Below are 21901 nucleotides of genomic sequence, written 5' to 3' on the forward strand. Positions count from 1 at the left end.
CCATGGCCAGGGGTATTAATAAAGTAATTCTGATCGGTAATCTGGGGAATGACCCGGAAACCAAATATATGCCGAGTGGCGGTGCTGTTACCAACATCAGCCTGGCTACCAGTGAGAGCTGGAAAGACAAGCAGACTGGCCAGCAGCAGGAGCGCACTGAGTGGCATCGCGTAGTATTTTTTAACCGCCTGGCTGAGATCGCCGGTGAGTACCTGCGCAAGGGGGCCAAAGTTTATGTAGAGGGCTCTCTACGCACCCGTAAGTGGCAGGATAAGAATTCCGGCCAGGACCGCTACACCACTGAAATCGTTGCCAGCGAAATGCAGATGCTGGACGGTCGCGGTGAGCAGGGCGGCTTTGGTCAGGGTATGGGTGGCGCTGGAATGGGTGCAGCCGCAGGTGGTCAAATGGGTGGCGGCCAGCCGATGGGTGGTTCCAGCGGTTTTGACCAACAGGGCGGCGGTTTCCAGGGTGGCTACCAGCAGCAGGGCGGCCAGGAGGCATACGGGCAGGGGCGTACCGCTCCCTCACCGATGGCACCAGCTAACCAGCAGCCCCAGCAACAGCCGAACCAGGGTCCTGCCGGTGGTTTCGATAATAGCTTTGATGACGATATCCCGTTCTAAGAACTGGATTTACCAGTGTCTGAATTGAATACAGGTTATATGCCGGATACCGTCGCCATTATCACAGCAGGTAATGAGATTGATGGTGCGCTGCAAAAAAGACTGCAGCGCGCAGGCTTTCGCATACAGCAGTTGACCCCCGGGGAAATCGATCAATTGAGACCGGGCTCAATTGTGATTAATGCCTCCGCCTGTGCCGACAATCGAGGCATGCCGGAGTCACTGCTGGTGAGTAAGCGGCTTTGTGCTGCACCCTGTGAACATATTATTCATCTCTCATCCTACCAAGTTTTTTCTGGCGGTGAGCGCCGCCGCTATGACGAAGATGAGCCCGCAGAACCACAGTCCTTGAGTGGGCGCGAATGGCTGGCCTGCGAAGATGCCTTTAATGGGCTGCAAAACCTGACGATTTTGCGTTTTGGCTGGATGGTGGATAGTGGTCAGGATGCCTTGTTAGGGCGTATTTTACGCAACTTTGTGTCTGGGGAGCCTTTAGCCCTGGATGGAAGGAACAACGGTAACCCGGTGACAGTGGTGGATATGGCTCGTGTCGCAGTGGCGGTTGCCCAGCAGCTCGCTAGCGGGGCCAAGGCAGGAGGCGTTTACCACTACGGTAGTTCTGATAGCTGCACAGCGATGGAGTTTGCCCTGGAGGTGGTCGAGCGCGCCCAGGCTTTTTACGATGAAGAGCGCTTTGCGCAATTTACTTCATTAGGGGATGAGGCTGAGAAGCGGGATCGCAGCATAGTACTTTCATGTGGCAAGCTGCGGGATGTCTTTGGTGTTCAGCAGCGGAGCTGGAGACAGGGACTGACACGCCAGGTTGAGCTGTGGTTGGAGCGCTTACACGCGACTCCGGAATAGTTTGGTTTCTGTTGTGCAGTCAATAAAAAGGGCGCCTCGCGGCGCCCTTTTTATTTCGATTAGATTTTATCGAATATCAGGCAAGCATTAGTTCCGCCAAAGCCAAAGCTATTGGACATAGCCCGTTTGACTTCAGTCTCACGCAGCTGGCGGACAAGGTCCATGCCTTCCGCAGCGGGGTCGAGGTTCTCTACATTAGCTGATGCAGCAATAAAGTTATTCTGCATCATCAGCAGGCTATAAATGGCCTCCTGAACCCCTGCAGCTCCCAGAGAGTGGCCTGTCAGAGATTTGGTAGAGGCGAATGCCGGAACTGTATCCCCGAAGACTTCGCGCATGGCCTTCAATTCGGCGACATCGCCTACAGGCGTAGAGGTGCCGTGGGTATTGATATAATCCACGCTACCCTGCAGGCCTTTGCCGTCCATTCCGGCCAGAGCCTGCTGCATGCAGCGGGTGGCGCCTTCACCGCTTGGGGCAACCATATCGTAACCATCGGAAGTTGCGCCGTAACCGGTCAGCTCCGCATAGATGGTCGCACCGCGAGCCACGGCGTGTTCCATTTCTTCGAGCACCAGACAGCCACCACCACCGGCGATCACAAAGCCATCGCGATCGGCATCGTAGGGGCGTGATGCTTTTGTCGGAGTATCGTTATATTTGCTTGAGAGGGCACCCATAGCGTCAAACAAGTGAGTCAAACTCCAGGCAAGTTCCTCACCACCGCCAGCAAACACTACATCCTGCTTACCCATCTGGATAAGCTCAGCTCCGTTTCCTATACAGTGGGCACTGGTAGCGCAAGCGGAAGAAATACTGTAGTTCACCCCTTTGATTTTGAATGGAGTGGCTAAGCATGCGGAAACGGTGCTGTTCATTACCTGGGGCACGCGGTAGGCGCCTACACGGCGAACACCTTTTTCCTTCAGAGTATGTGCAGCGTCAATAATCTGCTGAGTGGATGTGCCGCCAGAGCCCATCACGATACCCGTGCGCGGATTAGATATCTGCTCCTCCTGCAGGCCCGACATCTCGATTGCCTCACGCATGGCAATGTACGCATAGGCTGCAGCGTCGCCCATAAAGCGAAGTTGCTTGCGATCGATATGCTCTTTGAAATCGATGTCCACAGGCCCAGCCACATGGCTGCGCAGGCCGAGCTCCTTATACTCTTCTTGGAAGCGGATGCCGCTTCGACCAGTTTTCAGTGACTCGGTGACTTCTTTAGTGTTGGTACCGATACAGGAAGTGATACCCATTCCGGTAATGACGACCCGACGCATAGTGATCTCCAGCATAGCTTGTCGGCAGAGGACTGATGGTTTCTACCGGTATTAGTCTTAAACGAGTTTAAAAATTGTCCGTACGGGTAAATAAGCCTACGCGAAGATCCTTTGCTGTGTAAATTTCTCTTCCATCCACAGAGACACTGCCGTCGCCAATACCCATAACAAGCCTGCGCTCAACAATCCGGCTCATCTGAATATGGTAAGTCACCTTCTTGCTGGTGGGGAGAATTTGGCCTGTAAATTTAACTTCACCACAGCCCAGTGCTCGACCGCGGCCGGGGTTGCCTTTCCAGGCCAGGAAATAACCCAATAATTGCCACATGGCATCCAGGCCGAGGCAGCCGGGCATTACGGGATCGCCGGGAAAATGGCAGTCGAAGAACCATAGGTCGGGGTGAATGTCGAGCTCAGCGATCAGCTCTCCCTTGCCGAAAGCACCACCTTCCTTGGATATATGGGTGATACGATCGAGCATCAACATATTGGGAGCCGGCAACTGGGCGTTGCCTGGGCCGAACATCTCGCCACGGGAGCAGGTCAGGAGCTCCTCTCTGGTATACTCACTTTTTTGTACAAAATTACTCATCATTTCCCCGTTAGTGGGTGGTTATGCAATTGAGATTGGACACTTTTGCAAGAGCGGGCATTCTAAGGGGTCTGTGTCGCTTGTCCAGTCGGTCAAGGTGGTTTTTGTGACTGGCGTGAGAATTGTCTTCACAAATACCCCCTATTTAGCGTATTAATTCCTCATCTTATTCGTATAGTTTTGGTGTTTATCCTCGGGGGAATTCACATTTTGGGCCAAGCTTAACGTTATCGAGTGTAAGTGCTTGCACAGCGACGCTATGATAAGTTGCCAGCCCTGCGCGGGGGTGCGCTGTTTTAAATTGATTGGGGGAGCAGAATGCTCAAGAAATGCCTATTTCCTGTTGCCGGTTATGGCACTCGTTTTCTTCCTGCCACTAAGGCGATGCCGAAAGAAATGTTGCCGCTGGTGAATAAGCCATTGGTTCAGTATGGCGTTGAAGAGGCTATAGAAGCGGGGCTGACCGAGATCGGTTTTGTCACAGGGCGAGGCAAGCGCGCAATTGAGGATCACTTTGATACCAACTTTGAGCTGGAACACCAGATCGCGGGTACCGGCAAAGAACGTTACCTGGACTCAGTGCGTAAAGTGATCGATAGGGCGAGCTTTTCTTATACGCGTCAGGGCGAAATGAGAGGCCTGGGTGACGCTATTTTGCAAGGACATCGCCTGGTTGGCGATGAGCCGTTTGCCGTCGTGTTGGCTGATGACCTATGTCTAAATGAAGATATGGGCGTTTTGGGGCAAATGGTTCAGCTTTATAAGCAATTCCGCTGCAGTATTGTTGCGGTAGAGGAAGTGCCGAAGGAGCAGATCCATAAATTTGGTGTGATCGGTGGTAATGAAATTAAGCCTGGTCTGTATCAAGTCACTGACATGGTCGAGAAGCCTGCAGCGGAAGATGCCCCCAGTAATATGGCGATTATTGGTCGTTATATCCTGACACCGGATATCTTTGATCTGATCCGAGATACTCCTCCAGGCAAAAATGGTGAGGTTCAAATTACCGATGCGCTGATGGCGCAAGCTCAGCAGGGCTGTGTATTAGCCTATGCCTTCAAAGGTCGCCGCTTTGACTGTGGTTCTGTAGAAGGCTTTATTGATGCTACTAACCATGTATACGAAAATGTGTATTTGCCAGAGCAAGCTGCTGAGGAGAAAAGCAAGTGAGTGAGCTGACTTGCTTTAAGGCTTATGACCTTCGCGGCCGTGTTCCCGATGAGCTTAATATCGATGTTGCATATCGAGTGGGGCGTGCCTTTGCCCAGTTCCTGAATGCTCGTCGAGTAGTTGTTGGGCATGATATTCGGCTTACCAGTGGTGAGTTAACTGATGCGCTGGTTAATGGATTGCGAGATGCGGGTGCCGATGTTTTCCATATCGGCGAGTGTGGTACAGAAGAGGTCTACTTTGCCAATTTCCACGGGGACTTTGACGGCGGTATTTGTGTTACTGCTAGTCACAATCCTATGGACTACAACGGCATGAAGTTTGTACGTGCAGGCAGTAGTCCAATCAGTGGTGATACCGGTCTACTGGATATCAAGCGCTTGGCAGAAGAAAACGACTTTGCTCCGGTTGAGCAAAGAGGCACTTTGCAGCGCTTTGAACACCGCGCTGATTTTGTGCAGCACTTATTGGGGTATATCGATAATACTGCATTGAAACCATTAAAATTGGTGGTTAATGCGGGTAATGGTGGTGCGGGGGCGGTTGTTGATGCGCTGGCTCCACACCTGCCGTTTGAGTTTGTGCGAGTTCACCACGAGCCCGACGGCAACTTTCCCAACGGTATTCCCAACCCAATTTTGCCAGAAAACCGCAATTCTACTGCCGAGGCAGTGCGGGCAAGCGGTGCTGATTTTGGTATAGCCTGGGATGGTGATTTTGATCGCTGCTTTTTCTTCGATGAAAGTGGTGATTTTATTGAAGGTTACTATGTTGTTGGCTTGCTGGCAGAAGCTTTCCTGGCAAAAAACAACGGTGCCAAAGTTGTTCATGATCCACGCCTGCTCTGGAATACCGAGGATATTGTCCGCGCTGCGGGTGGAGAGCCGGTGCAGAGTAAAACCGGTCATGCCTTTATTAAAGAGCGTATGCGCAAGGAAGATGCCATTTATGGCGGTGAAATGAGTGCGCATCATTATTTCCGGGATTTTGCCTACTGCGATAGCGGTATGATTCCATGGTTATTAGTCGCTGAGTTGGTAAGTCGCAGTGGTAAATCGCTGTCACAGCTTGTTGGTGAGCGCATGGCTGCTTTCCCCTGTTCGGGAGAGATTAACTCTAAGGTTCAGGATGCTGCAGCACTGTTAAAGGCGGCAGAGGAAAAGTATGGACCTGAAGCTGACAGCGTTGAGCACGTGGATGGGTTGAGTATCGCTTACCCCGAGTGGCGTTTTAATTTGCGTATGTCAAATACTGAACCGGTTGTTCGCTTGAATGTTGAATCCCGGGGAAGTGAGGAATTAATGCGGGAGAAAACAGAGGAGCTGCTTCAGCTTATCGGTTAATACTCGTTTTTTATTATTAAAAAGCCCCGCAACTGCGGGGCTTTTTGGTTTGGGGGTACTCAAAGTTATTTATCTGGTTTTATGGAAGAAATTATAAGAGTCGGGTGACAGCTTGGATGGGGCCTTTGGGAGTCTTTACGTGTTGAGCGAAGATTTGCCACTGGTTCTTAACCCGTACTCCAATAACATAGGCGTAGTCGGAGTAGAGATGATGGTGGGGCCTTAGGGTTGAGCGCCCAAGGGATTTTGTGACGTTACCTAAAAACCTGAACTTTCCCCGATTGATAATTTCATTGTGTGTGGCCTTGCCATTGAGTCCCTGTTTTTTCCTCGGGCGAACATGGGCAACGGCCGGCATATTCGCATTGCGCCCGCCAATACAGAAACAGCAGTCACTGAGTTGCCCGGTAATCATAATGTCGGCACCGCTGCGCATTTGGTAGGGCTCAAGGCGATCTAGGGCAAGGTCTTCATCCCAATCGATCATGCGAATATGGTGAACCTTGATTGTTTGTGGATCTTCGATAAAGACCCCTTGGCGGTGGAAAGCAAAAATTTCATTGGGGCTATCGATACCAGGTGCGCCCATGCCCATGGTGTAGGTCCCGAATTGATAATCCATGACTCCAGTATCTTTTGTACCGGTAATTCTCACCAGGTTATTTTTTAAGAACATTTCCGGGTAATTTCTAAGCTGATAAAGCGCAGTAGAGCTTCTCATGTGCTGATCTCTCTATACCAATTATATTTTTCTCGTTATTTTTGCTCCTGAGGAATTGGTGTTGGTGCTTGAAATAACAAGAGGAACAATCGTACCCAATGTTGAAGGGGCAGAGGAAAATAGATACGAATAAATCTTGGAGTCCGGTCAGGGTTGGTAGCTGTTCGAGGGGGGGGACCGCGCTGCTTCGCATTGTACTTAAGGTAGCGGCGCTGCCCGTGCTATCGATATAGCCCGAGCAGCATTTACTTCTAGACGTTTCTCTCTATAGCAAAACTCGCCAATTGCTGCAGGGCGATTTTTTGTTCGCTCTCGGGCATAAAGGCCAATTGCTTTTTGGCGTCTTCTACAGCGGCCCGGGCACGATCCATGGTGTAGTCCAGAGCACCGCAGGCTTCAATGGCCTCTACTATTTCACTGAGCTTTTCCGCACTGCGCTGTTCAATTGCAGTTTTTACCAGCAGTGCCTGGTCCTTGCTGCCGTTGGCCATGGTGTAGATCAAGGGCAGGGTCGGCTTGCCCTCCGCCAGGTCATCTCCAACATTTTTACCCAGTTCTTCCGAATTACCGCGATAATCGAGAGCGTCATCAACCAGCTGGAAGGCGAGTCCCAGGTGTCGGCCGTAGAGTTTTAGTGCAGTTTGTTCTTCACTTGAGCAGTTGGCTAATACGGCCGCAGTTTCACAGGCGGCTTCAAACAGTGCGCCGGTCTTTTTGTGGATAACGGTGAAGTAATTCTCTTCGCTTACTGCGGGATCACCGGCGTTGACCAGCTGCTGTACTTCACCCTCTGCGATGGTGTTGGTGGTTTCTGAGAGTATTGCCATGATGCTCATGTCTTCCAGAGTAACCATCATTTGGAAGGCGCGGGAATAGAGGAAATCTCCCACGAGTACGCTGGGCGCATTGCCCCACTTGGCATTGGCGGTAAGGCGGCCGCGGCGCATGTCAGAGGTGTCTACAACATCGTCGTGCAGTAAGGTAGCAGTGTGAATAAACTCGATAATTGTGGCGAGATCGATATGGTTCTCACCCTGATAGCCGCAAGCTTTGGCACAAAGCAGTACCAGTAGTGGGCGCAGGCGCTTGCCCCCGGCTTCGACCAGGTAGTGACCTATATTTTCCACCAGGGGAACGTCCGAGTGCAGTTGATCGAGAATGCGCTGGTTAACCGCAGCAAAGTCTTCGGCGGCGACCCGGTGAAAAGGCAGCATGTGAGAGTTCCTTATACGACTAGACAGAGACCTCCCGGGGACCGGAAGGCGAAGGGGCGCTATTGTATCAACCCGGCGAATTGATTAGAATCTGCGCCCCGCCAATTGCGGGCTCTTTGCGGCTATTGGGTCGTCTGCGGGCCTTTTGGCGAATAGATGTTAAACACACGGCGCAAGCTCCCGAAATGCGGAGCAGTGACTTACTGGTCCTCCCGCTGCTTCGTGTCGTCCATACCGGAGCATAGAAATATGTACGCTGTTTTTGAGAGCGGTGGCAAGCAACACCGTGTAGAGGAAGGCGAAGTTCTTCGCCTGGAGAAGCTGGAAGTAGCAACTGGCGAATCCATTGATTTTGATAAAGTGTTCATGGTTGTCGATGGCGACAAGATCAGCATTGGCGCTCCTATTGTAGATGGCGCTAAAGTAACTGCTGAAGTGGTAAGCCACGGCCGCGGCGAGAAGGTGAAAATCATCAAGTTCCGTCGTCGTAAGCACTCCATGAAGCGCCAGGGCCACCGTCAGTGGTACACCGAAGTTAAAATCACTGGCATCAAGGCATAAGAGAGGAGTAACGACTCATGGCACATAAGAAAGCTGGCGGTAGTACGCGAAATGGTCGCGATTCCGAGAGTAAACGCCTGGGCGTGAAGCGCTTTGGCGGCCAGTCTGTAGCAGCAGGCAACATCATCGTTCGTCAGCGTGGCACCAAGTTCCACGCCGGTGTTAACGTTGGTATGGGCAAAGACCACACCCTGTTCGCCACTGCGGACGGCGTTGTGAAGTTTGAAGTTAAGGGCCCCAACAACCGCAAGTTCGTTTCTATCGAAACTGCTTAAGCGGTCATTAGCCCAAGCTTCATAAAAAGCCCCGCTATTGCGGGGCTTTTTTGTTGGAAAAGTCGCAAAAAGACCGCGACGGGAAGTTAGGGTGGCAGTTGCCCACAGGAGGCGGCTTGTCGGCTGGTATGATGATAGTGCGCGCATCTGCGCACCGGATGAGACAACCGCTGTGGCGGTGGAGTGATTATGAAGTTTGTCGATGAGGCGCCCATCTCTGTGCAGGCAGGTAAGGGCGGCAATGGCTGCCTGAGCTTTCGCCGGGAAAAATTTGTTGAGAAGGGTGGCCCGGATGGCGGTGACGGCGGTGATGGCGGCTCCGTGTACCTGGAAGCTGATGATTCCCTGAACACCCTGGTGGATTATCGCTACCAGCCCCGCTACGCCGCTGAGAGTGGTCAGCCGGGTCGAGGGCGCAACTGTACTGGCGCCAAGGGTGAGGACCTGGTCCTTAAGGTGCCGGTGGGCACCACGATCATTGATGCGGATACCGGCGAGACTATCGGCGATATGACCGAAGCCGGTGAGCGTCAGCTGGTGGCCCAGGGGGGCTTCCATGGCCTGGGTAATACCCGCTTCAAGTCCAGTACTAACCGTGCGCCGCGTCAGACCACACACGGCACTGAGGGAGAGATGCGTAGTCTCAAGCTCGAGCTAAAAGTTCTGGCAGATGTAGGCATGTTGGGACTGCCCAATGCGGGTAAGTCCACGTTTATTCGCGCCGTCTCTGCGGCCAAGCCGAAAGTGGCCAACTACCCCTTTACCACCTTGGTGCCAAATTTGGGGGTGGTGCAGGTTCAGAAGCATCGCAGCTTTGTGATTGCAGATATTCCCGGCCTGATTGAAGGTGCAGCCGAAGGGGCGGGCCTGGGGATTCGCTTCCTCAAGCACTTAACTCGCTGTCGTGTTTTGTTGCACCTGGTTGACCTGGCTCCCTTTGATGGCTCTGATCCGGTGGAGAATGCCCGAGCCATTGAGCACGAGCTGTCCACCTTTAGCCCTACCCTGGCCGGGCGTGAGCGCTGGTTGGTATTGAGCAAGACGGACTTGGTTCCCGCTGCGGAGCTGGAAGAGCGCTGCCAGGCGGTAGTGGATGCTCTGGGCTGGGAAGGGCCTGTGTTCCGTGTGGCAGCTATTCGCAAAGAGGGTACCGATGCCCTCGGTGGACGCTTGATGGACTACCTGGAAGAGCGCCAGGAAATTGAGGAGCGAGATCCCGACTTGGCTGTGGCGGAGCTGGAAGCGCAGCGCCAAATGCAGCGCGAAGCTCGCGAGCGAATCGAAGAGTTGAGACAGAGTCATCGCGCCAAGCGCAAAGCTGCCAAGGGGCAGGTGGATGACGACGAGGATTGGGATGATGACGACGACCACGATGTGGATGTTGAGTATCGCTCTTAAATTGTGTGGAGCGAGCAGTTGCTGAGTTCGTCTGGCTCGCTCAATAGTTATCTTGTCCTGAGGGGGAAGCATGGACTCCGCAACAGTGTCCCGGCAGGCGTTGACCAAGGCCCAGCGGTGGGTGGTAAAAATTGGTAGCGCCCTTCTGACAGATAATGGTCGAGGTGTGAATACCGCTGCCATTTCTGCTTGGGTTGCGCAGATGGCTGATTTGCGCCGTCGAGGGATCGAAGTTGTTCTGGTTTCATCCGGTGCTGTTGCGGCCGGAATGGACCGGTTGGGCTGGTGTCGCCGGCCCGAGTCTATCCACCAGTTACAGGCGGCCGCTGCTGTGGGGCAGAGCCACCTTGTGCAGGTCTATGAGCAGGCTTTTAGCCGTTTTGATATTCGCAGCGCTCAGATCCTGTTGGATCACGATGACCTTTCCAATCGCACTCGCTACCTGAATGCTCGCAGCACCTTGCGCACGCTCCTGTCACTGGGGGCTGTGCCTATCGTGAATGAAAATGACACGGTAGTGACTGACGAAATACGTTTCGGCGATAACGATACCCTGGCAGCCCTGGTTGCAAATCTGGTTGAGGCAGATGCGCTGCTGATTTTGACCGATGCGGATGGGCTGTTTACTGAAGATCCCCGCGATAACCCCGAAGCAGAATTAATTAGTGAGGCATCTGCGCTTGATCCCAGGCTGCTGGAGATGGCGGGGGATTCCCGCAGCGGTCTGGGTCGTGGTGGTATGACCACCAAGGTGCGCGCAGCGCAGTTGGCAGCGCGCTCAGGAGCTCGCACAGTGATCGCTGGCGGGGCCTTGGAGGCGGTGATAGATAAAGTCTGTGCCGGCGAGCAGCTGGGTACCCTGTTGCTGCCAGAGGCAGATCCCCTGGCGGCGCGTAAGCGCTGGCTCGCTGGACAGTTACAGGTGCGCGGAACCCTGTTAGTGGATGCCGGTGCCGAGGCAGCTATGACTGGGAGTGGTAGCAGTTTGTTGCCGGTGGGGGTTACCGCTGTTGAAGGGCATTTCAGGCGCGGAGATCTGGTGTCTTGCAGGAATGCTGAAGGTCGCGAGATAGCGCGGGGCCTGGTCAATTATGACAGTAGTGAGAGCGGTCGGATTCTGGGGCAGTCATCGGAGAAGTTTGCCGACCTTTTAGGGTATCGGGATGACGATGAATTGATTCACCGCGATAACCTGATCCTGCTCTGACTTGGCAAGTTTCGAATACAAAAAAGCCCCGCAATGCGGGGCTTTTTTGTGTCTGCTGTCTAAGGGATTAGGCGGCCAGAGCTTTGATCTGAGCGTTCAGACGGCTCTTATGACGAGCGGCTTTATTCTTGTGAATAATGCCTTTGTCTGCCATACGGTCAATAACGGGAACTGCTTCTGCGTACGCAGTTTTTGCTTTTTCCGCATCGCCGGCATCGATGGCCGCAACTACCTTCTTGATGTAGGTGCGCACCATGGAGCGCAGACTGGCGTTGTGCATGCGGCGCTTGTCGTTCTGGCGCGCGCGTTTCTTCGCTTGAGGTGAGTTGGCCACCGGTTGCTCCTGTCTGGAATCTATAAATCTGTAACTAACAGGCCCTGGGGCCCGATCGGGACGCGACATTATCCCCACAGTTGGTTGTTTGTCAACCATAGCGGGCGTCTCGGTGCAGATATGTTGTCAATCCGCAACGGCGGTTACCCGGTCGGCAACTCCAGGCTGAACTCTACACCGCTGCCGTCGCTGCGGTTTCGGGCTTTTAAGGAGCCACCGTGGAAGTCTGCGATCAGTTTGGCGATATGCAGTCCCAGCCCCAGGTGGCCGGCATTATCGCCCTGGTTGCGCACAGAAACGAGAGAGTCGAACAGTTTGTGAGCGTAACCTTCAGGGAGCAGTGGGCCGTCATTGCCCACTGTGATCAAGTAGGTATCTCTGTTTGTTGCCACTGACAGGCAAATTTCACTGCCTTCGGGAGCGAAGCTACATGCGTTATCCACCAGCTTGTCCAGCAGTTGAGCCAATAACTCCGGTGCGCCGTGGCAGGCTAGCTCCCCAGTGGGTTTGTTTAGAGTAAATCGGTGTTCGCTGTGAGCATCGCCATAGCACTGTGTCATGACTTCAAGCAGGTCTGCCAGGTCGAAAGGCTCCCGCTCCGCTTGGTGGATGCTGGTTTCAAGATTGCTGGCTGCGGAGAGACTGTTGAGAATCCCCGACAGCCTTGCACTGCCATCCATAGCCCGCCCTGCATAGCGGCGGCTGTGGTCGTCGAGTTCTCCGGCGGCGAGGTTATCCAGGGATGAGCGAACCACTGCCAGCGGTGTGCGTAGCTCGTGTGACAACTTGCTGGCGAGAGTGCGCAGGTACTGGTGATATTGGTCCAGTTCTGCGAGCAGGCTGGCGAAGGCCCGGTTTAGGTCTCCCAGTTCATCGCCAGCCTTTGAATGGGGAAAGTTGCCGCGCAGTTTGCCGCTGGAATCTACTGCGTTGCGGGCGGCCTGGTGTAGCTTGCGCACGCGCCAGGAAAGCCAGCTGGCGTAGCCCAAAAGGAAGAGCAGGGCAGTTGCGGCCGCGGCGCAGCTGATCAACCACAACCGGTGGGCTGCTCCCTCGGTGACTGATTGCATCGCTTCGCCAGATTGCAGGACGAGGACTTGCCCCAGAAGTGGCCGCTCAACCACTTCGTCGACCCGGGTGATAACGGGCACACTCACCGCACCAATTCGGGATTGCAGCGGTCCTGAATACCATTGCTCCCGGGTGCCACGGCTGTCAGGCGTTGGAAGAGGCAAGCTATTTTCCGGCAGCTGTGGCAAATCCTCTCTGGAAAGCAATTGGCGATAAGCCCAGTCTCTCAGCCACGAATTGCTCTCGGAATCTGCCAGCTGTAGTTGTCCGTTGCTGGCAAGAAGAAACCCCTCGCTGTCCACTACTGCGAGGCGCAGTCCAGGGCGCGCAAAGTGGTCGAGCTCTTTCTGAAGGTCTGGCAGAGGGCTCACCAGGCGTCCTGGGTGGCCATCTGTTGGAAGTGTGCTGGCGCTGCGAGTCGGTGAGGAGCCATTGCTGTTTGCCCTGTCGTGAATGCGGATAGCGAGGGCTCCACCGGTTAGGGTTTGTGGCAGAGCCAGCTCCAATTGGTAACCGGCACCAGAAGTAGTCCATCGGCCCCTGAAACGCAGCTCGCGCTCGTAGCGGCCCTCTCTAGGGTTGTGCCACAAGGCGCTGGCGGCCCCCTGGCTGGCGACGGGCAGGATGTAGTGCTGTTCAGCGGTAAATAGTTCTACGGTGTCGCCTCCAGCGATCAGGCCTGTGCGGGGGTCCCGGTAGGCGGGGGTTGAGTCCGAAACAGTGAGAAGCAGGTAGATTTGCTTATCCAGTTGCCCCAGCGTCACCTGGGCCATAGGGGATAGCTGCCCGTCCTCAAGGGCTCTGGGCTCCAGTTGCTGCGCTCGCCACTCATCGCCATAGCCGTCGACTCTCGGAGCTTGAGATAGGGGATTCAGGTAGAGCTGAGCCCCTGGTGGGCGTGAAAGGCGCTGAGGATCTGGAGCGATAAGTTGGGGGGCACTGGCCAAGCGCGCGGCAATTGCCGCCGCAGTTGCCTCGATTGCCTGGATCTGGCCTTGTGCTAAGGCGGCGTCCACCTGGCGGAGGTACTGGCAGCCGGCCCAGGGCAGGGTGAGTGCGACAAGGCTGACGAGCAAGAGTTGGCGGCGTAGGTTCATACTTAAATTTTTGAAATTGTTCGCCCGATGGCGGTTTACAGCTGCCAGCGATACCCCATGCCGTAGGCGGTTCCTATGGCATTAAACTCGGTGTCCAGCGCTTGGAACTTGCGCCTGATTCTTTTGACGTGAGAGGTGATGGTGTTGTCATCCAGCACTACGCGGGCCGCTTCCATAAGTTGGCTGCGGGATTTAACGTGACCGGGCCTTTTGGCCAGGGCGTGGACAATCCAGAATTCGGTCACGGTCAGGTCCACGGGTTGCTCATCCCAGTGGCAATGGAGCCTGGAAATATCCAGCCATAGCTTTCCCTGGGTTAAGCTCTCGCCTTCATCGTTTTGATCTCGCAGCACGCTAACGCGGCGCAGTAGGGCGTTAATTCGCGCCTGCATATGGGGTAGGGAGATATCCTTGGTGAGGTAATCATCAGCCCCCAGGCGCAGTCCGGAAATAATATCCAGCTCTGAGTCCCTGGCGGTGAGAAATAATATTGGCAGGCTCGGCGCCATAGCGCGCAATTCCCGGCAGAGCTCAAAACCGCCCTCCACCTCGCTGCCCAGGCCAACATCGATCACGGCCAGGTCCGGCAGCCGCTGGCGAAAAGCATCCATGGCCTCAATCCTGGCGCTGTATAAATCGACCCGGTAACCGTGGCGGCGCAGAGCATCGCGGTAGTTTTCTGCGATAGCGCGTTCATCTTCGACAATGGCGATGGTTGCACTCATGACAAATCCCGACTTAATTCCTTTCTGGCGGAGAATCATGCACGAAGTTGCAGGGGTTAGGCAAAAAGGCGGGCGCAAGGCGCCCGCAAATACAACAGGGTTTCTATCAGCTTGGAGTTGCGATCCACTCACGCTTGTGTAATGCGGTTTGAAGGCGAAGGGATATGCGGATTTGTTGTCCGCCGTGCCCCTTTGACTCAGAAGTTTCCCGCCATGGACTCCGGCAGGGAGAAGCGGATGTCGACGCGGCGCTCCATGGCGTAGGCGTCTACATCACCTCGGGTTGCCTGGGAGTAGGTGGAGCCGAGTGCGCTGCGGCTGATTCTTGAGGCATCAACTCCCAGCGATACCAAAGCCTCTTCCACACTCAGGGCGCGTTGATCGGACAGTACATTGTTGTAGCCGTCGCTGCCGCGAGGATCTGCGTGTCCCTCCAGGTGAATTTGCAGGTGGGGGTGTCGCTTGAGAAAGTCAGCCATGGCACTCAGCTGGTGCATTTGGCCCTCCTGAAGCTCGTCCTCCCCAGTGGTAAACAGCATTTGGAATTGCAGTGAATCCAGGGCCAGTTGGCTGGCGTCGTTCGCGGACAGTTGAGCCGCATCCAATTGCTGTGCCAGGTTGCTGAGCTCTGCACGGCTCTCTGTCAGTTGTGTTGCCAGCATATCTGCCTCGTCTGCTTGCTTGATCTGCTCTCCGAGCCAGGCTCCGCCGAGTGCTCCGGCGATAAAGCCAACGGGCCCACCCAATGCTGCACCGGCAATTGCAGAGCCGGTAAAGACTGAGGCCTGCTTGGCCGGAGTCAAATTGGATTCGTTTTGTTCCTTAGCGTGGGCTCCGGTGGCAATCAGAGAACCCAGGGCGACGGCCATCACTACTTTTTTCATTGTTCTGCTCCTTAGCGGCTTTTCTTACTCGTGTGGGCCTGTTCTGTTGTGGCCCGTTTGAGTGTTATTAAAAAGCTCCAAGGAGGCACTGGCGTGGCGCAGCTATGACCAACTGCGGCTCAATTGTGGCGAAATATGGCGATCGCTCCGAAACCCAGCTCAGAAGCTGGAAGGGGCTGGGCGACCGCAGTTATAGCAGGGGGTAGATGGACAGACGGGGCTGGGGCCATCAACAGCTGCTATGTACCGCACAATTGCCAGAACCAGGGCAATAATCAAAGCACTAATGGTTATCCCTTCTCTCCCCGCACCACCAGCTCCATGGGTGGCGCGACTAGCTCGCTCTTAGTATAGGCTCGCGGTCCCGCAGTCGCAGGGCCTCAGCTCCATAGAGGAGCCCATATATCCCCAGGTTTTGGGGTAGACTTGCCGGCCAACAAGTTTCAACTTTCGCCAGGAGTCCGAGTTTTGTCGCAGTCATCCCCAGCTCAGGAACAGGCAGTCGAAAAATCTGGTGCTTCCAGATTGCTGCGGGGCAGCTCCGTTGTCGGCGCTGCCACTATGCTGTCGCGAGTGGCCGGGCTGGTTCGCGACGTGGCGCTGGCCCGCTTTGCCGGTGCGGGTGATGCTGCCGATGCTTTTTTTGTCGCATTCAAGATTCCCAACTTTTTTCGCCGTCTATTTGCCGAAGGTGCATTTGCCCAGGCCTTTGTGCCGGTACTGGCCGAATACCGCCAAAAGGGCGGTAAGGCGGCTGCGCGAGAGTTAAATGACCGGGTTGCTGGCGCTCTTGGCGGCGTACTTTTGTTGGTTACTCTGTTTGGTGTTCTCTGCGCTCCACTAGTTACGGGTATTTTTGCTTTTGGTTGGTGGTGGGACGGCAGTGAGCGGGAGAAGTTCGATCTCGCTACCGATATGTTGCAGATCACCTTTCCCTATTTAATGCTGATTTCCCTGGCGGGATTTACCGGGGCAATACTCAATACTTTCGATCGTTTTGCGATTCCGGCGCTAACCCCGGTGATGCTCAATCTGGTTTTGATTGCTGCGGCGACTGTTGCTACCAGCTGGTTTGATCCGCAAATTATGGCGCTGGCCTGGGGCGTTTTTGTTGCGGGGGTGGTGCAGCTGCTGTTTCAACTGCCTTTTCTCGCCCGTGAAGGTTTGCTGCCTAGCCCTAAGTGGGATTGGCAGCACAAAGGAGTGCGTAAAATTTTACGTCTGATGGCGCCGGCGATTTTTGGTGTGTCAGTGACCCAGATCAGCCTGGTGATGGACACTCTGCTGGCTTCATTCCTGCCCAGCGGCAGTGTTTCCTGGCTCTATTTTTCCGACCGCCTCACCGAGCTGCCCCTGGGGGTGTTTGGGGTTGCAGTGGCCACGGTGATTCTGCCGAGCTTGTCGCGTCAGCACACTGACGGAGACCCCCGCCGGTTTCGTCATACCCTCGACTGGGCTTTGCGCAGTGTCACGCTAATTTCCCTGCCCGCTTCTGTAGCCTTGGTGGTACTGGCTGAGCCGCTCCTGACAACCCTTTTTCAGTATGGGCAGATGCAGCCGCGCGATATGCAAATGGCCGCCTGGTCCCTGCGCGCTTATGCCATGGGGTTGTTGGCGTTTATGCTGATTAAAGTGCTGGCGCCGGGCTATTTTGCCCGCCAGGATACCTACACCCCAGTGCGCTTTGGCTTAATCGCTATCTCGGCCAAAATGGTGTTGAGCCTGCTGTTTGTGATACCGCTTAACTACTACTTCAAGCTCGGCCATATGGGCCTGGCACTGGCTACGGCTTGTCAGGCCGCTATTAACGCCTGGCTCCTCTATAAAGGCCTGCGTCGAGATGATGTCTATAAACCTGAGGCTGGGTGGGGCACTTACCTGGTAAGGTTGCTTCTGGCGAATTTGGCGATGGTTGCGATTTTGCTCGGGGCCCTGCACCTGTGGTCACAGTGGAGTGAATGGGCCTGGTATGACCGCGCTTGGCGTATGGGGCTGATCGTAGCTGCGGGGGGAGCGACCTATCTGTCCGTTTTACTGGTTTCAGGATTGCGCCCCCGCCACTTCCGCGCCACAAGTTAGTTTTTTAAGTGGGCATATCTGGATAAATATGGCCTCTGGCCGCCCAGTGGGAATCCGCTATACTGTGCGGCTCGATTTTATGAGGATGGGAAAATCGCTTTGGCCCAGGAGCGCGAACTAATTCGCGGGTTGCACAACCTGCGCCCCCGCCACCGGGGAAGCGTGGCGACAATCGGCTCGTTCGACGGTGTACACCTCGGTCACCAGGCGATTATTGCGCAGCTCAAGCAACGCGCGCAGGAACATGATCTGCCCTCGGTGGCGATTATCTTTGAGCCCCAGCCACATGAGTTCTTCTCTGGGGAAAGGGCGCCCGCGCGTCTGATGCGCTTTAAAGAGAAGGTATTGGCGCTATTTGATGCTGGTGCTGACCGGGTGCTGTGCCTGCAGTTTAACGAGAAACTGCGCAACCTGAGTGCCGATGCTTTTGTGCGCCGTATTCTTGTGGACGGCCTTGGAATCCGCCATTTGGTGGTGGGAGACGATTTCCGCTTCGGCTGTGATCGCAGTGGCGATTATCGACTTCTCCAGGGCGCCGGAGCCGAAAATGGATTCACGGTGGAAGACACGGCTACGCTTGAGGTTCGCGGAGCCCGGGTGAGCAGCACCCGCATCCGCGAAGCCTTGCAGCGGGGCGAATTTGAGTTGGCCGAGGCCTTACTCGGGCGCCCTTACAGTATTACCGGACGGGTTGCCCCCGGCCGCGCCTTGGGCCGGCAACTGGGTGCTCCCACAGCCAATGTGCGTTTGCACCGCTACCGCTCCCCGCTGGTTGGCGTTTACACCGTTCGCACCAAAGCCGCGAATGGAAGCGAACTCGCAGCTGGGCGGCCGGAAATTGACGGTGTGGCCAATGTGGGGTTTCGCCCGACAGTTGAGGGAGAGGGCGCCCGGCCACTGCTGGAAGTCAACTTGTTTGATTTTGATGGCAACCTCTACGGGAAAGAACTAGCGGTAGAGTTTTGCCACAAACTTCGCAATGAAGAGAAGTTTGCCTCCCTGGAAATCCTCAAAGCCCGCATCGCTCAGGATATTGACGATGCTAAAGACTGGTTTGTGCAAAACCCCAAGGGACACTAACCGGCGTATAGACGATGAATTATTCTCTACTAGAGCTGAAGTAGACATCCAATGACTGATTATAAAGTGACCTTAAACCTGCCTGAGACCGACTTTCCTATGCGCGGCAATCTGCCCCAGCGCGAGCCGGCTATTTTAAAGAAGTGGCAGGAAACCAAGCTCTACGAAAAAATCCGCGAAGCGCGGGCGGGGCGCGAGCAGTTTATCCTGCACGACGGCCCTCCCTACGCCAACGGGGATATTCACATAGGTCATTCGGTCAACAAGATTCTCAAAGATATAATTATCAAGTCGAAAACCCTGAGCGGTTTTGACGCTCCCTATGTGCCTGGCTGGGACTGCCACGGCCTGCCGATTGAGCACCGCGTCGAGAAAAAGATTGGCAAGGCTGGCGCAAAGGTGGATCACAAAACTTTCCGCCAGAAGTGCCGCGAGTACGCAGCCAAGCAGGTGGAGGGACAGAAGAAAGACTTTATTCGCCTGGGGGTGTTCGGTGAATGGGACAATCCCTACCGCACCATGGATTTCCAATTTGAAGGCGATATCATCCGAGCGCTTGGGCGAGTGGTCAAAAATGGCCATTTGGCACGGGGTTTCAAGCCCGTGTACTGGAGCGTTGTGGGCGGATCAGCTCTGGCGGAAGCGGAAGTGGAGTATCAGGATAAAACCTCCTACTCCATTTACGTTTGCTATCCGGCGACGGAAGAGACATCCCTGGCTATCGCCGATGCGGCAGGTGGACACGCGGGTGAAGGCCCCCTATCCGTTGTTATCTGGACCACAACCCCCTGGACGCTTCCTTCCAGCCAAGCGGTTTCTGTCAATGCTGAGCTGGAATATGTTGTGGTGCAAACGGCTGAGCGCCGATTGCTCGTTGCCGAAGCACTCAAGGATGCCGTATTGGAGAAGGCGGGGCTCGAAGGTGAAGTGGTAGGCCGTATTCGCGGTGCCGCCTTGGAGCACCTGAAGCTAAACCATCCTTTCTACGAGAAGCAATTGCCGATGATCCTCGGCGACCATGTCACCACTGATGCAGGTACAGGCTGTGTACACACTGCGCCGGACCATGGTCCCGATGACTTCCAAGTGGGCAAGCGCTACGGCATCGATACCCTGAACTATATCGATGACAATGGCGTATACCGCGATATGGTACCGCTGTTTGCCGGTGAGCACGTCTACAAGGTGGACGACAAAATTGTGGCCCTGTTACAGGAGCGCGGAGTACTTCTGCACCAGGGTAAGATGGAGCACAGCTACCCCCACTGCTGGCGCACCAAGACGCCGCTTATTTACCGTGCGACTCCGCAGTGGTTTGTGAGCATGCAGCAGAATGACCTTCTGGAGAATGCACAGAAGGCAGCGGATGAAGTTCAGTGGATCCCCGGTTGGGGCAAGGCTCGTATCGATGCCATGCTCGATGGCAGTCCGGATTGGTGTATTTCCCGCCAGCGCACCTGGGGCGTGCCCATCGCTTTGTTTGTTCACAAAGAGACCCATGAAATCCACCCGGACACTCCCGCTTTGATGGACAAAGTGGCTGAAAAGGTCGACGCCGAGGGTATGGATGTTTGGTTTGACCTGGACCCGCAGGAACTCCTGGGAGATGAGGCAGACCAATATCAAAAGGTGACCGACACCCTGGATGTCTGGTTCGATTCAGGTGTGACTCACTACGCCGTACTGGAGCGCCGCAACGGCCTGCGTTTCCCGGCAGATCTGTACCTTGAGGGCTCTGATCAGCACCGAGGCTGGTTCCAGTCTTCACTGAAGACCTCCATCGCTATCAACGATTGTGCTCCTTATAAGCAAGTGTTGACCCATGGTTTCACGGTAGATGCACAGGGACGGAAAATGTCCAAGTCCATCGGCAATACCGTTGCACCACTGGATGTAATCAACAAGTTGGGTGCAGATGTATTGCGCCTTTGGGTTTCCGCCACAGACTTCAGTGGTGAAATGGCGGTTTCCGATGAGATCCTGAAACGCACAGCGGACTCTTACCGTCGCTTGCGCAATACGGCTCGTTTCTTCCTGTCCAACCTGGCTGGGTTTGACCCGGAAAAAGATTTGTTGCCGGAGAGTGAGCTTCTGGCGCTGGATCGCTGGGCGCTGGATAAGGCTGCGCGTCTACAGGATGAAATTATCGCGGCTTACGATAACTACCAGTTTCACCAGATCTATCAGAAGTTACATAACTTCTGTGTCGTGGAAATGGGTGGCTTCTACCTGGATATCATCAAAGATCGCCAGTACACCACCAAAGAGGACAGTACTGCACGCCGCTCTGCGCAAACTGCCCTCTACCATATTGTTCAGGCATTTGTTCGCTGGATTGCGCCTATCCTGAGCTTTACCGCAGAAGAACTGTGGCAGTTTATTCCCGGTGCCAAAGCGGACAGCATCTTTATTGAAGAATGGTATTCGCTGCCGAAGCTGCCAGCAGACTCGGTTAAAGGTGCGGACTATTGGGCTGCCATCGCGGAAGTAAAAACTGCGGTAAACAAGGTGCTTGAAGAGCAGCGTGGAGCTGGTGCTATTGGCGGCTCCCTGCAAGCAGCGGTGACTCTGTTCGCCGAAGATGACTTGCGTGAAAAGCTTCTGGAGCTCGAAGACGAGTTGCGCTTTGTTTTGATTTGCTCCTCCACTTCTGTGCAGCCGCTCAGCGATGCTGCCGGTGCAGAGTCCACAGAGCTGGAAGGATTGAAAGTCAGCGTAAGCAAAGTGGATCACCCCAAGTGCGCGCGCTGTTGGCATTACCGTGCCGATGTGGGTGTATCAGTAGAGTATCCGGACATTTGTGAGCGCTGCGTGGAAAACGTTTCTGGTGAAGGAGAAGTGAGGCACTATGCCTAGTTCCAACCCTGTTTGGGGGCATCCATGGCGCTGGTACTGGCTGGCGCTGGTGGTGGTTGTCCTCGATATCGCCAGCAAAGTCTGGGCCGTGGATATGTTTATGCACGGCCCTTCAATGCAAATTATTCCCGGCTTGCTGCAATTTACTTATGCGGAAAACTACGGTGCTGCCTTTAGCTTCCTGTCTGATGCTGGGGGATGGCAGCGGTGGTTTTTCGGAATTATTGCCTTTGTATTTAGCGTTGTTGTCAGTGTTTGGCTATGGCGCCTGCCGGCAACAAAGCGCTGGGAACCCTGTGCCCTGGCGCTAATTCTGGGGGGGGCCTTGGGCAACCTTTGGGATCGAGTGCTGCTGGGTTACGTAAGGGATTTTATTTCGGTCTATTATGGCAACTGGCACTTCCCGGTATTCAATGTTGCGGATATGGGAATTAGTATCGGCGCTGCAATGCTGGTTATTGAGCTACTTTTTTTTGCAGAAAAAGAAAGTGGCAAAGCAAAAAATAACGTGGAAGTTTAAC

20 protein-coding genes are annotated in these 21901 nt (G+C 54.7%); 12 read left to right on the forward strand and 8 right to left on the reverse strand.

Annotation, left to right across the window (positions count from 1 at the left end):
• Nucleotides 1-2: 2 nt before the first annotated feature.
• Both ssb and ACJJI1_RS10615 read left to right on the forward strand, forming a co-directional pair.
• Nucleotides 3-626, forward strand: coding sequence for a single-stranded DNA-binding protein (ssb, locus tag ACJJI1_RS10610; protein ID WP_282934376.1), 624 nt, complete (start codon nucleotides 3-5; stop codon nucleotides 624-626).
• Nucleotides 627-641: 15 nt separating this feature from the next.
• Entirely contained in the window at nucleotides 642-1490 is an 849-nt protein-coding gene (locus ACJJI1_RS10615) for a sugar nucleotide-binding protein (RefSeq protein ID WP_444959284.1), read from the forward strand.
• A 59-nt stretch (nucleotides 1491-1549) separates the two neighbouring features.
• Here the strand turns inward: ACJJI1_RS10615 and fabB are convergent, their stop codons facing one another.
• Together fabB and fabA are read right to left on the reverse strand one after the other, a co-directional pair.
• Nucleotides 1550-2773, reverse strand: a complete 1224-nt coding sequence (fabB, locus tag ACJJI1_RS10620; protein ID WP_413664294.1) for a beta-ketoacyl-ACP synthase I — start codon at nucleotides 2771-2773, stop codon at nucleotides 1550-1552.
• A gap of 67 nt (nucleotides 2774-2840) precedes the next feature.
• The gene (gene fabA, locus ACJJI1_RS10625; protein ID WP_108731685.1) at nucleotides 2841-3365 is read right to left on the reverse strand and encodes a 3-hydroxyacyl-[acyl-carrier-protein] dehydratase FabA; all 525 of its coding nucleotides are present in this window, start codon (nucleotides 3363-3365) and stop codon (nucleotides 2841-2843) included.
• Between the two features lie 318 nt (nucleotides 3366-3683).
• On the opposite strand from fabA, the gene galU reads away from it, so the two are divergent.
• Nucleotides 3684-4535 carry a UTP--glucose-1-phosphate uridylyltransferase GalU gene (gene galU / locus ACJJI1_RS10630; protein WP_413664295.1) on the forward strand — a complete coding sequence of 284 codons (852 nt, stop codon included), beginning with the start codon at nucleotides 3684-3686 and terminating at the stop codon, nucleotides 4533-4535.
• Entirely contained in the window at nucleotides 4532-5878 is a 1347-nt protein-coding gene (locus tag ACJJI1_RS10635; RefSeq protein WP_444959285.1) for a phosphohexomutase domain-containing protein, read from the forward strand. Before galU ends, ACJJI1_RS10635 begins: the two co-directional genes overlap by 4 nt.
• Before the next feature lie 91 nt (nucleotides 5879-5969).
• Here the strand turns inward: ACJJI1_RS10635 and ACJJI1_RS10640 are convergent, their stop codons facing one another.
• Nucleotides 5970-6599 carry a hypothetical protein gene (locus tag ACJJI1_RS10640; protein WP_444959286.1) on the reverse strand — a complete coding sequence of 210 codons (630 nt, stop codon included), beginning with the start codon at nucleotides 6597-6599 and terminating at the stop codon, nucleotides 5970-5972.
• Nucleotides 6600-6850: 251 nt separating this feature from the next.
• On the reverse strand, nucleotides 6851-7813 hold the full coding sequence (ispB, locus tag ACJJI1_RS10645; RefSeq protein ID WP_444959287.1) for an octaprenyl diphosphate synthase: 963 nt from the start codon (nucleotides 7811-7813) through the stop codon (nucleotides 6851-6853).
• A gap of 249 nt (nucleotides 7814-8062) precedes the next feature.
• On the opposite strand from ispB, the gene rplU reads away from it, so the two are divergent.
• From rplU to proB, 4 genes are all read left to right on the forward strand, one after another.
• Nucleotides 8063-8374, forward strand: a complete 312-nt coding sequence (rplU, locus tag ACJJI1_RS10650; protein WP_444936710.1) for a 50S ribosomal protein L21 — start codon at nucleotides 8063-8065, stop codon at nucleotides 8372-8374.
• A 17-nt stretch (nucleotides 8375-8391) separates the two neighbouring features.
• Nucleotides 8392-8649: a 50S ribosomal protein L27 gene (gene rpmA, locus ACJJI1_RS10655; protein WP_073277572.1), complete on the forward strand. Its 258-nt coding sequence runs from the start codon at nucleotides 8392-8394 to the stop codon at nucleotides 8647-8649.
• 189 nt (nucleotides 8650-8838) lie between these two features.
• On the forward strand, nucleotides 8839-10047 hold the full coding sequence (gene cgtA / locus ACJJI1_RS10660; protein ID WP_444959288.1) for an Obg family GTPase CgtA: 1209 nt from the start codon (nucleotides 8839-8841) through the stop codon (nucleotides 10045-10047).
• A 70-nt stretch (nucleotides 10048-10117) separates the two neighbouring features.
• On the forward strand, nucleotides 10118-11254 hold the full coding sequence (proB, locus tag ACJJI1_RS10665) for a glutamate 5-kinase (RefSeq protein WP_444926607.1): 1137 nt from the start codon (nucleotides 10118-10120) through the stop codon (nucleotides 11252-11254).
• A 67-nt stretch (nucleotides 11255-11321) separates the two neighbouring features.
• On the opposite strand, the gene rpsT is transcribed toward proB, so the two are convergent.
• From rpsT to ACJJI1_RS10685, 4 genes are all read right to left on the reverse strand, one after another.
• Nucleotides 11322-11588: a 30S ribosomal protein S20 gene (gene rpsT, locus ACJJI1_RS10670; RefSeq protein WP_108731693.1), complete on the reverse strand. Its 267-nt coding sequence runs from the start codon at nucleotides 11586-11588 to the stop codon at nucleotides 11322-11324.
• A gap of 143 nt (nucleotides 11589-11731) precedes the next feature.
• On the reverse strand, nucleotides 11732-13756 hold the full coding sequence (locus tag ACJJI1_RS10675; protein ID WP_444959289.1) for an ATP-binding protein: 2025 nt from the start codon (nucleotides 13754-13756) through the stop codon (nucleotides 11732-11734).
• Between the two features lie 35 nt (nucleotides 13757-13791).
• Nucleotides 13792-14481, reverse strand: coding sequence for a proteobacterial dedicated sortase system response regulator (gene pdsR / locus ACJJI1_RS10680; RefSeq protein WP_108735148.1), 690 nt, complete (start codon nucleotides 14479-14481; stop codon nucleotides 13792-13794).
• Between the two features lie 197 nt (nucleotides 14482-14678).
• Complete coding sequence (locus ACJJI1_RS10685) at nucleotides 14679-15365, reverse strand: OmpA family protein (RefSeq protein WP_282934368.1); 687 nt, start codon at nucleotides 15363-15365, stop codon at nucleotides 14679-14681.
• 468 nt (nucleotides 15366-15833) lie between these two features.
• On the opposite strand from ACJJI1_RS10685, the gene murJ reads away from it, so the two are divergent.
• The 4 genes from murJ (at nucleotide 15834) to lspA (ending at nucleotide 21900) form a co-directional block, all read left to right on the forward strand.
• A complete protein-coding gene (murJ, locus tag ACJJI1_RS10690; protein ID WP_108731696.1) occupies nucleotides 15834-17444 on the forward strand; it encodes a murein biosynthesis integral membrane protein MurJ in 1611 nt (536 codons plus the stop codon).
• 99 nt (nucleotides 17445-17543) lie between these two features.
• Nucleotides 17544-18524: a bifunctional riboflavin kinase/FAD synthetase gene (gene ribF / locus ACJJI1_RS10695; protein ID WP_413664303.1), complete on the forward strand. Its 981-nt coding sequence runs from the start codon at nucleotides 17544-17546 to the stop codon at nucleotides 18522-18524.
• Between the two features lie 51 nt (nucleotides 18525-18575).
• Nucleotides 18576-21380: an isoleucine--tRNA ligase gene (gene ileS, locus ACJJI1_RS10700; protein ID WP_444959290.1), complete on the forward strand. Its 2805-nt coding sequence runs from the start codon at nucleotides 18576-18578 to the stop codon at nucleotides 21378-21380.
• Nucleotides 21373-21900, forward strand: coding sequence for a signal peptidase II (gene lspA / locus ACJJI1_RS10705; protein WP_444895261.1), 528 nt, complete (start codon nucleotides 21373-21375; stop codon nucleotides 21898-21900). The genes ileS and lspA overlap by 8 nt, the downstream gene beginning before the upstream one ends.
• Nucleotide 21901 lies beyond the last annotated feature (1 nt).

This window comes from Microbulbifer maximicatervae (SeqCode), from assembly GCF_052467065.1.

Bases quoted from the DNA above. Each gene is read 5' to 3' on its own strand.
- ACJJI1_RS10685 (WP_282934368.1), bottom strand. From the start codon at position 15,365: ATGAAAAAAGTAGTGATGGCCGTCGCCCTGGGTTCTCTGATTGCCACC.
- lspA (WP_444895261.1), top strand. From the start codon at position 21,373: ATGCCTAGTTCCAACCCTGTTTGGGGGCATCCATGGCGCTGGTACTGG.
- ileS (WP_444959290.1), top strand. From the start codon at position 18,576: ATGACTGATTATAAAGTGACCTTAAACCTGCCTGAGACCGACTTTCCT.
- ACJJI1_RS10675 (WP_444959289.1), bottom strand. From the start codon at position 13,756: ATGAACCTACGCCGCCAACTCTTGCTCGTCAGCCTTGTCGCACTCACC.
- rpmA (WP_073277572.1), top strand. From the start codon at position 8,392: ATGGCACATAAGAAAGCTGGCGGTAGTACGCGAAATGGTCGCGATTCC.
- proB (WP_444926607.1), top strand. From the start codon at position 10,118: ATGGACTCCGCAACAGTGTCCCGGCAGGCGTTGACCAAGGCCCAGCGG.
- ssb (WP_282934376.1), top strand. From the start codon at position 3: ATGGCCAGGGGTATTAATAAAGTAATTCTGATCGGTAATCTGGGGAAT.
- cgtA (WP_444959288.1), top strand. From the start codon at position 8,839: ATGAAGTTTGTCGATGAGGCGCCCATCTCTGTGCAGGCAGGTAAGGGC.
- fabA (WP_108731685.1), bottom strand. From the start codon at position 3,365: ATGAGTAATTTTGTACAAAAAAGTGAGTATACCAGAGAGGAGCTCCTG.
- fabB (WP_413664294.1), bottom strand. From the start codon at position 2,773: ATGCGTCGGGTCGTCATTACCGGAATGGGTATCACTTCCTGTATCGGT.
- galU (WP_413664295.1), top strand. From the start codon at position 3,684: ATGCTCAAGAAATGCCTATTTCCTGTTGCCGGTTATGGCACTCGTTTT.
- rplU (WP_444936710.1), top strand. From the start codon at position 8,063: ATGTACGCTGTTTTTGAGAGCGGTGGCAAGCAACACCGTGTAGAGGAA.
- ispB (WP_444959287.1), bottom strand. From the start codon at position 7,813: ATGCTGCCTTTTCACCGGGTCGCCGCCGAAGACTTTGCTGCGGTTAAC.
- ACJJI1_RS10640 (WP_444959286.1), bottom strand. From the start codon at position 6,599: ATGAGAAGCTCTACTGCGCTTTATCAGCTTAGAAATTACCCGGAAATG.
- pdsR (WP_108735148.1), bottom strand. From the start codon at position 14,481: ATGAGTGCAACCATCGCCATTGTCGAAGATGAACGCGCTATCGCAGAA.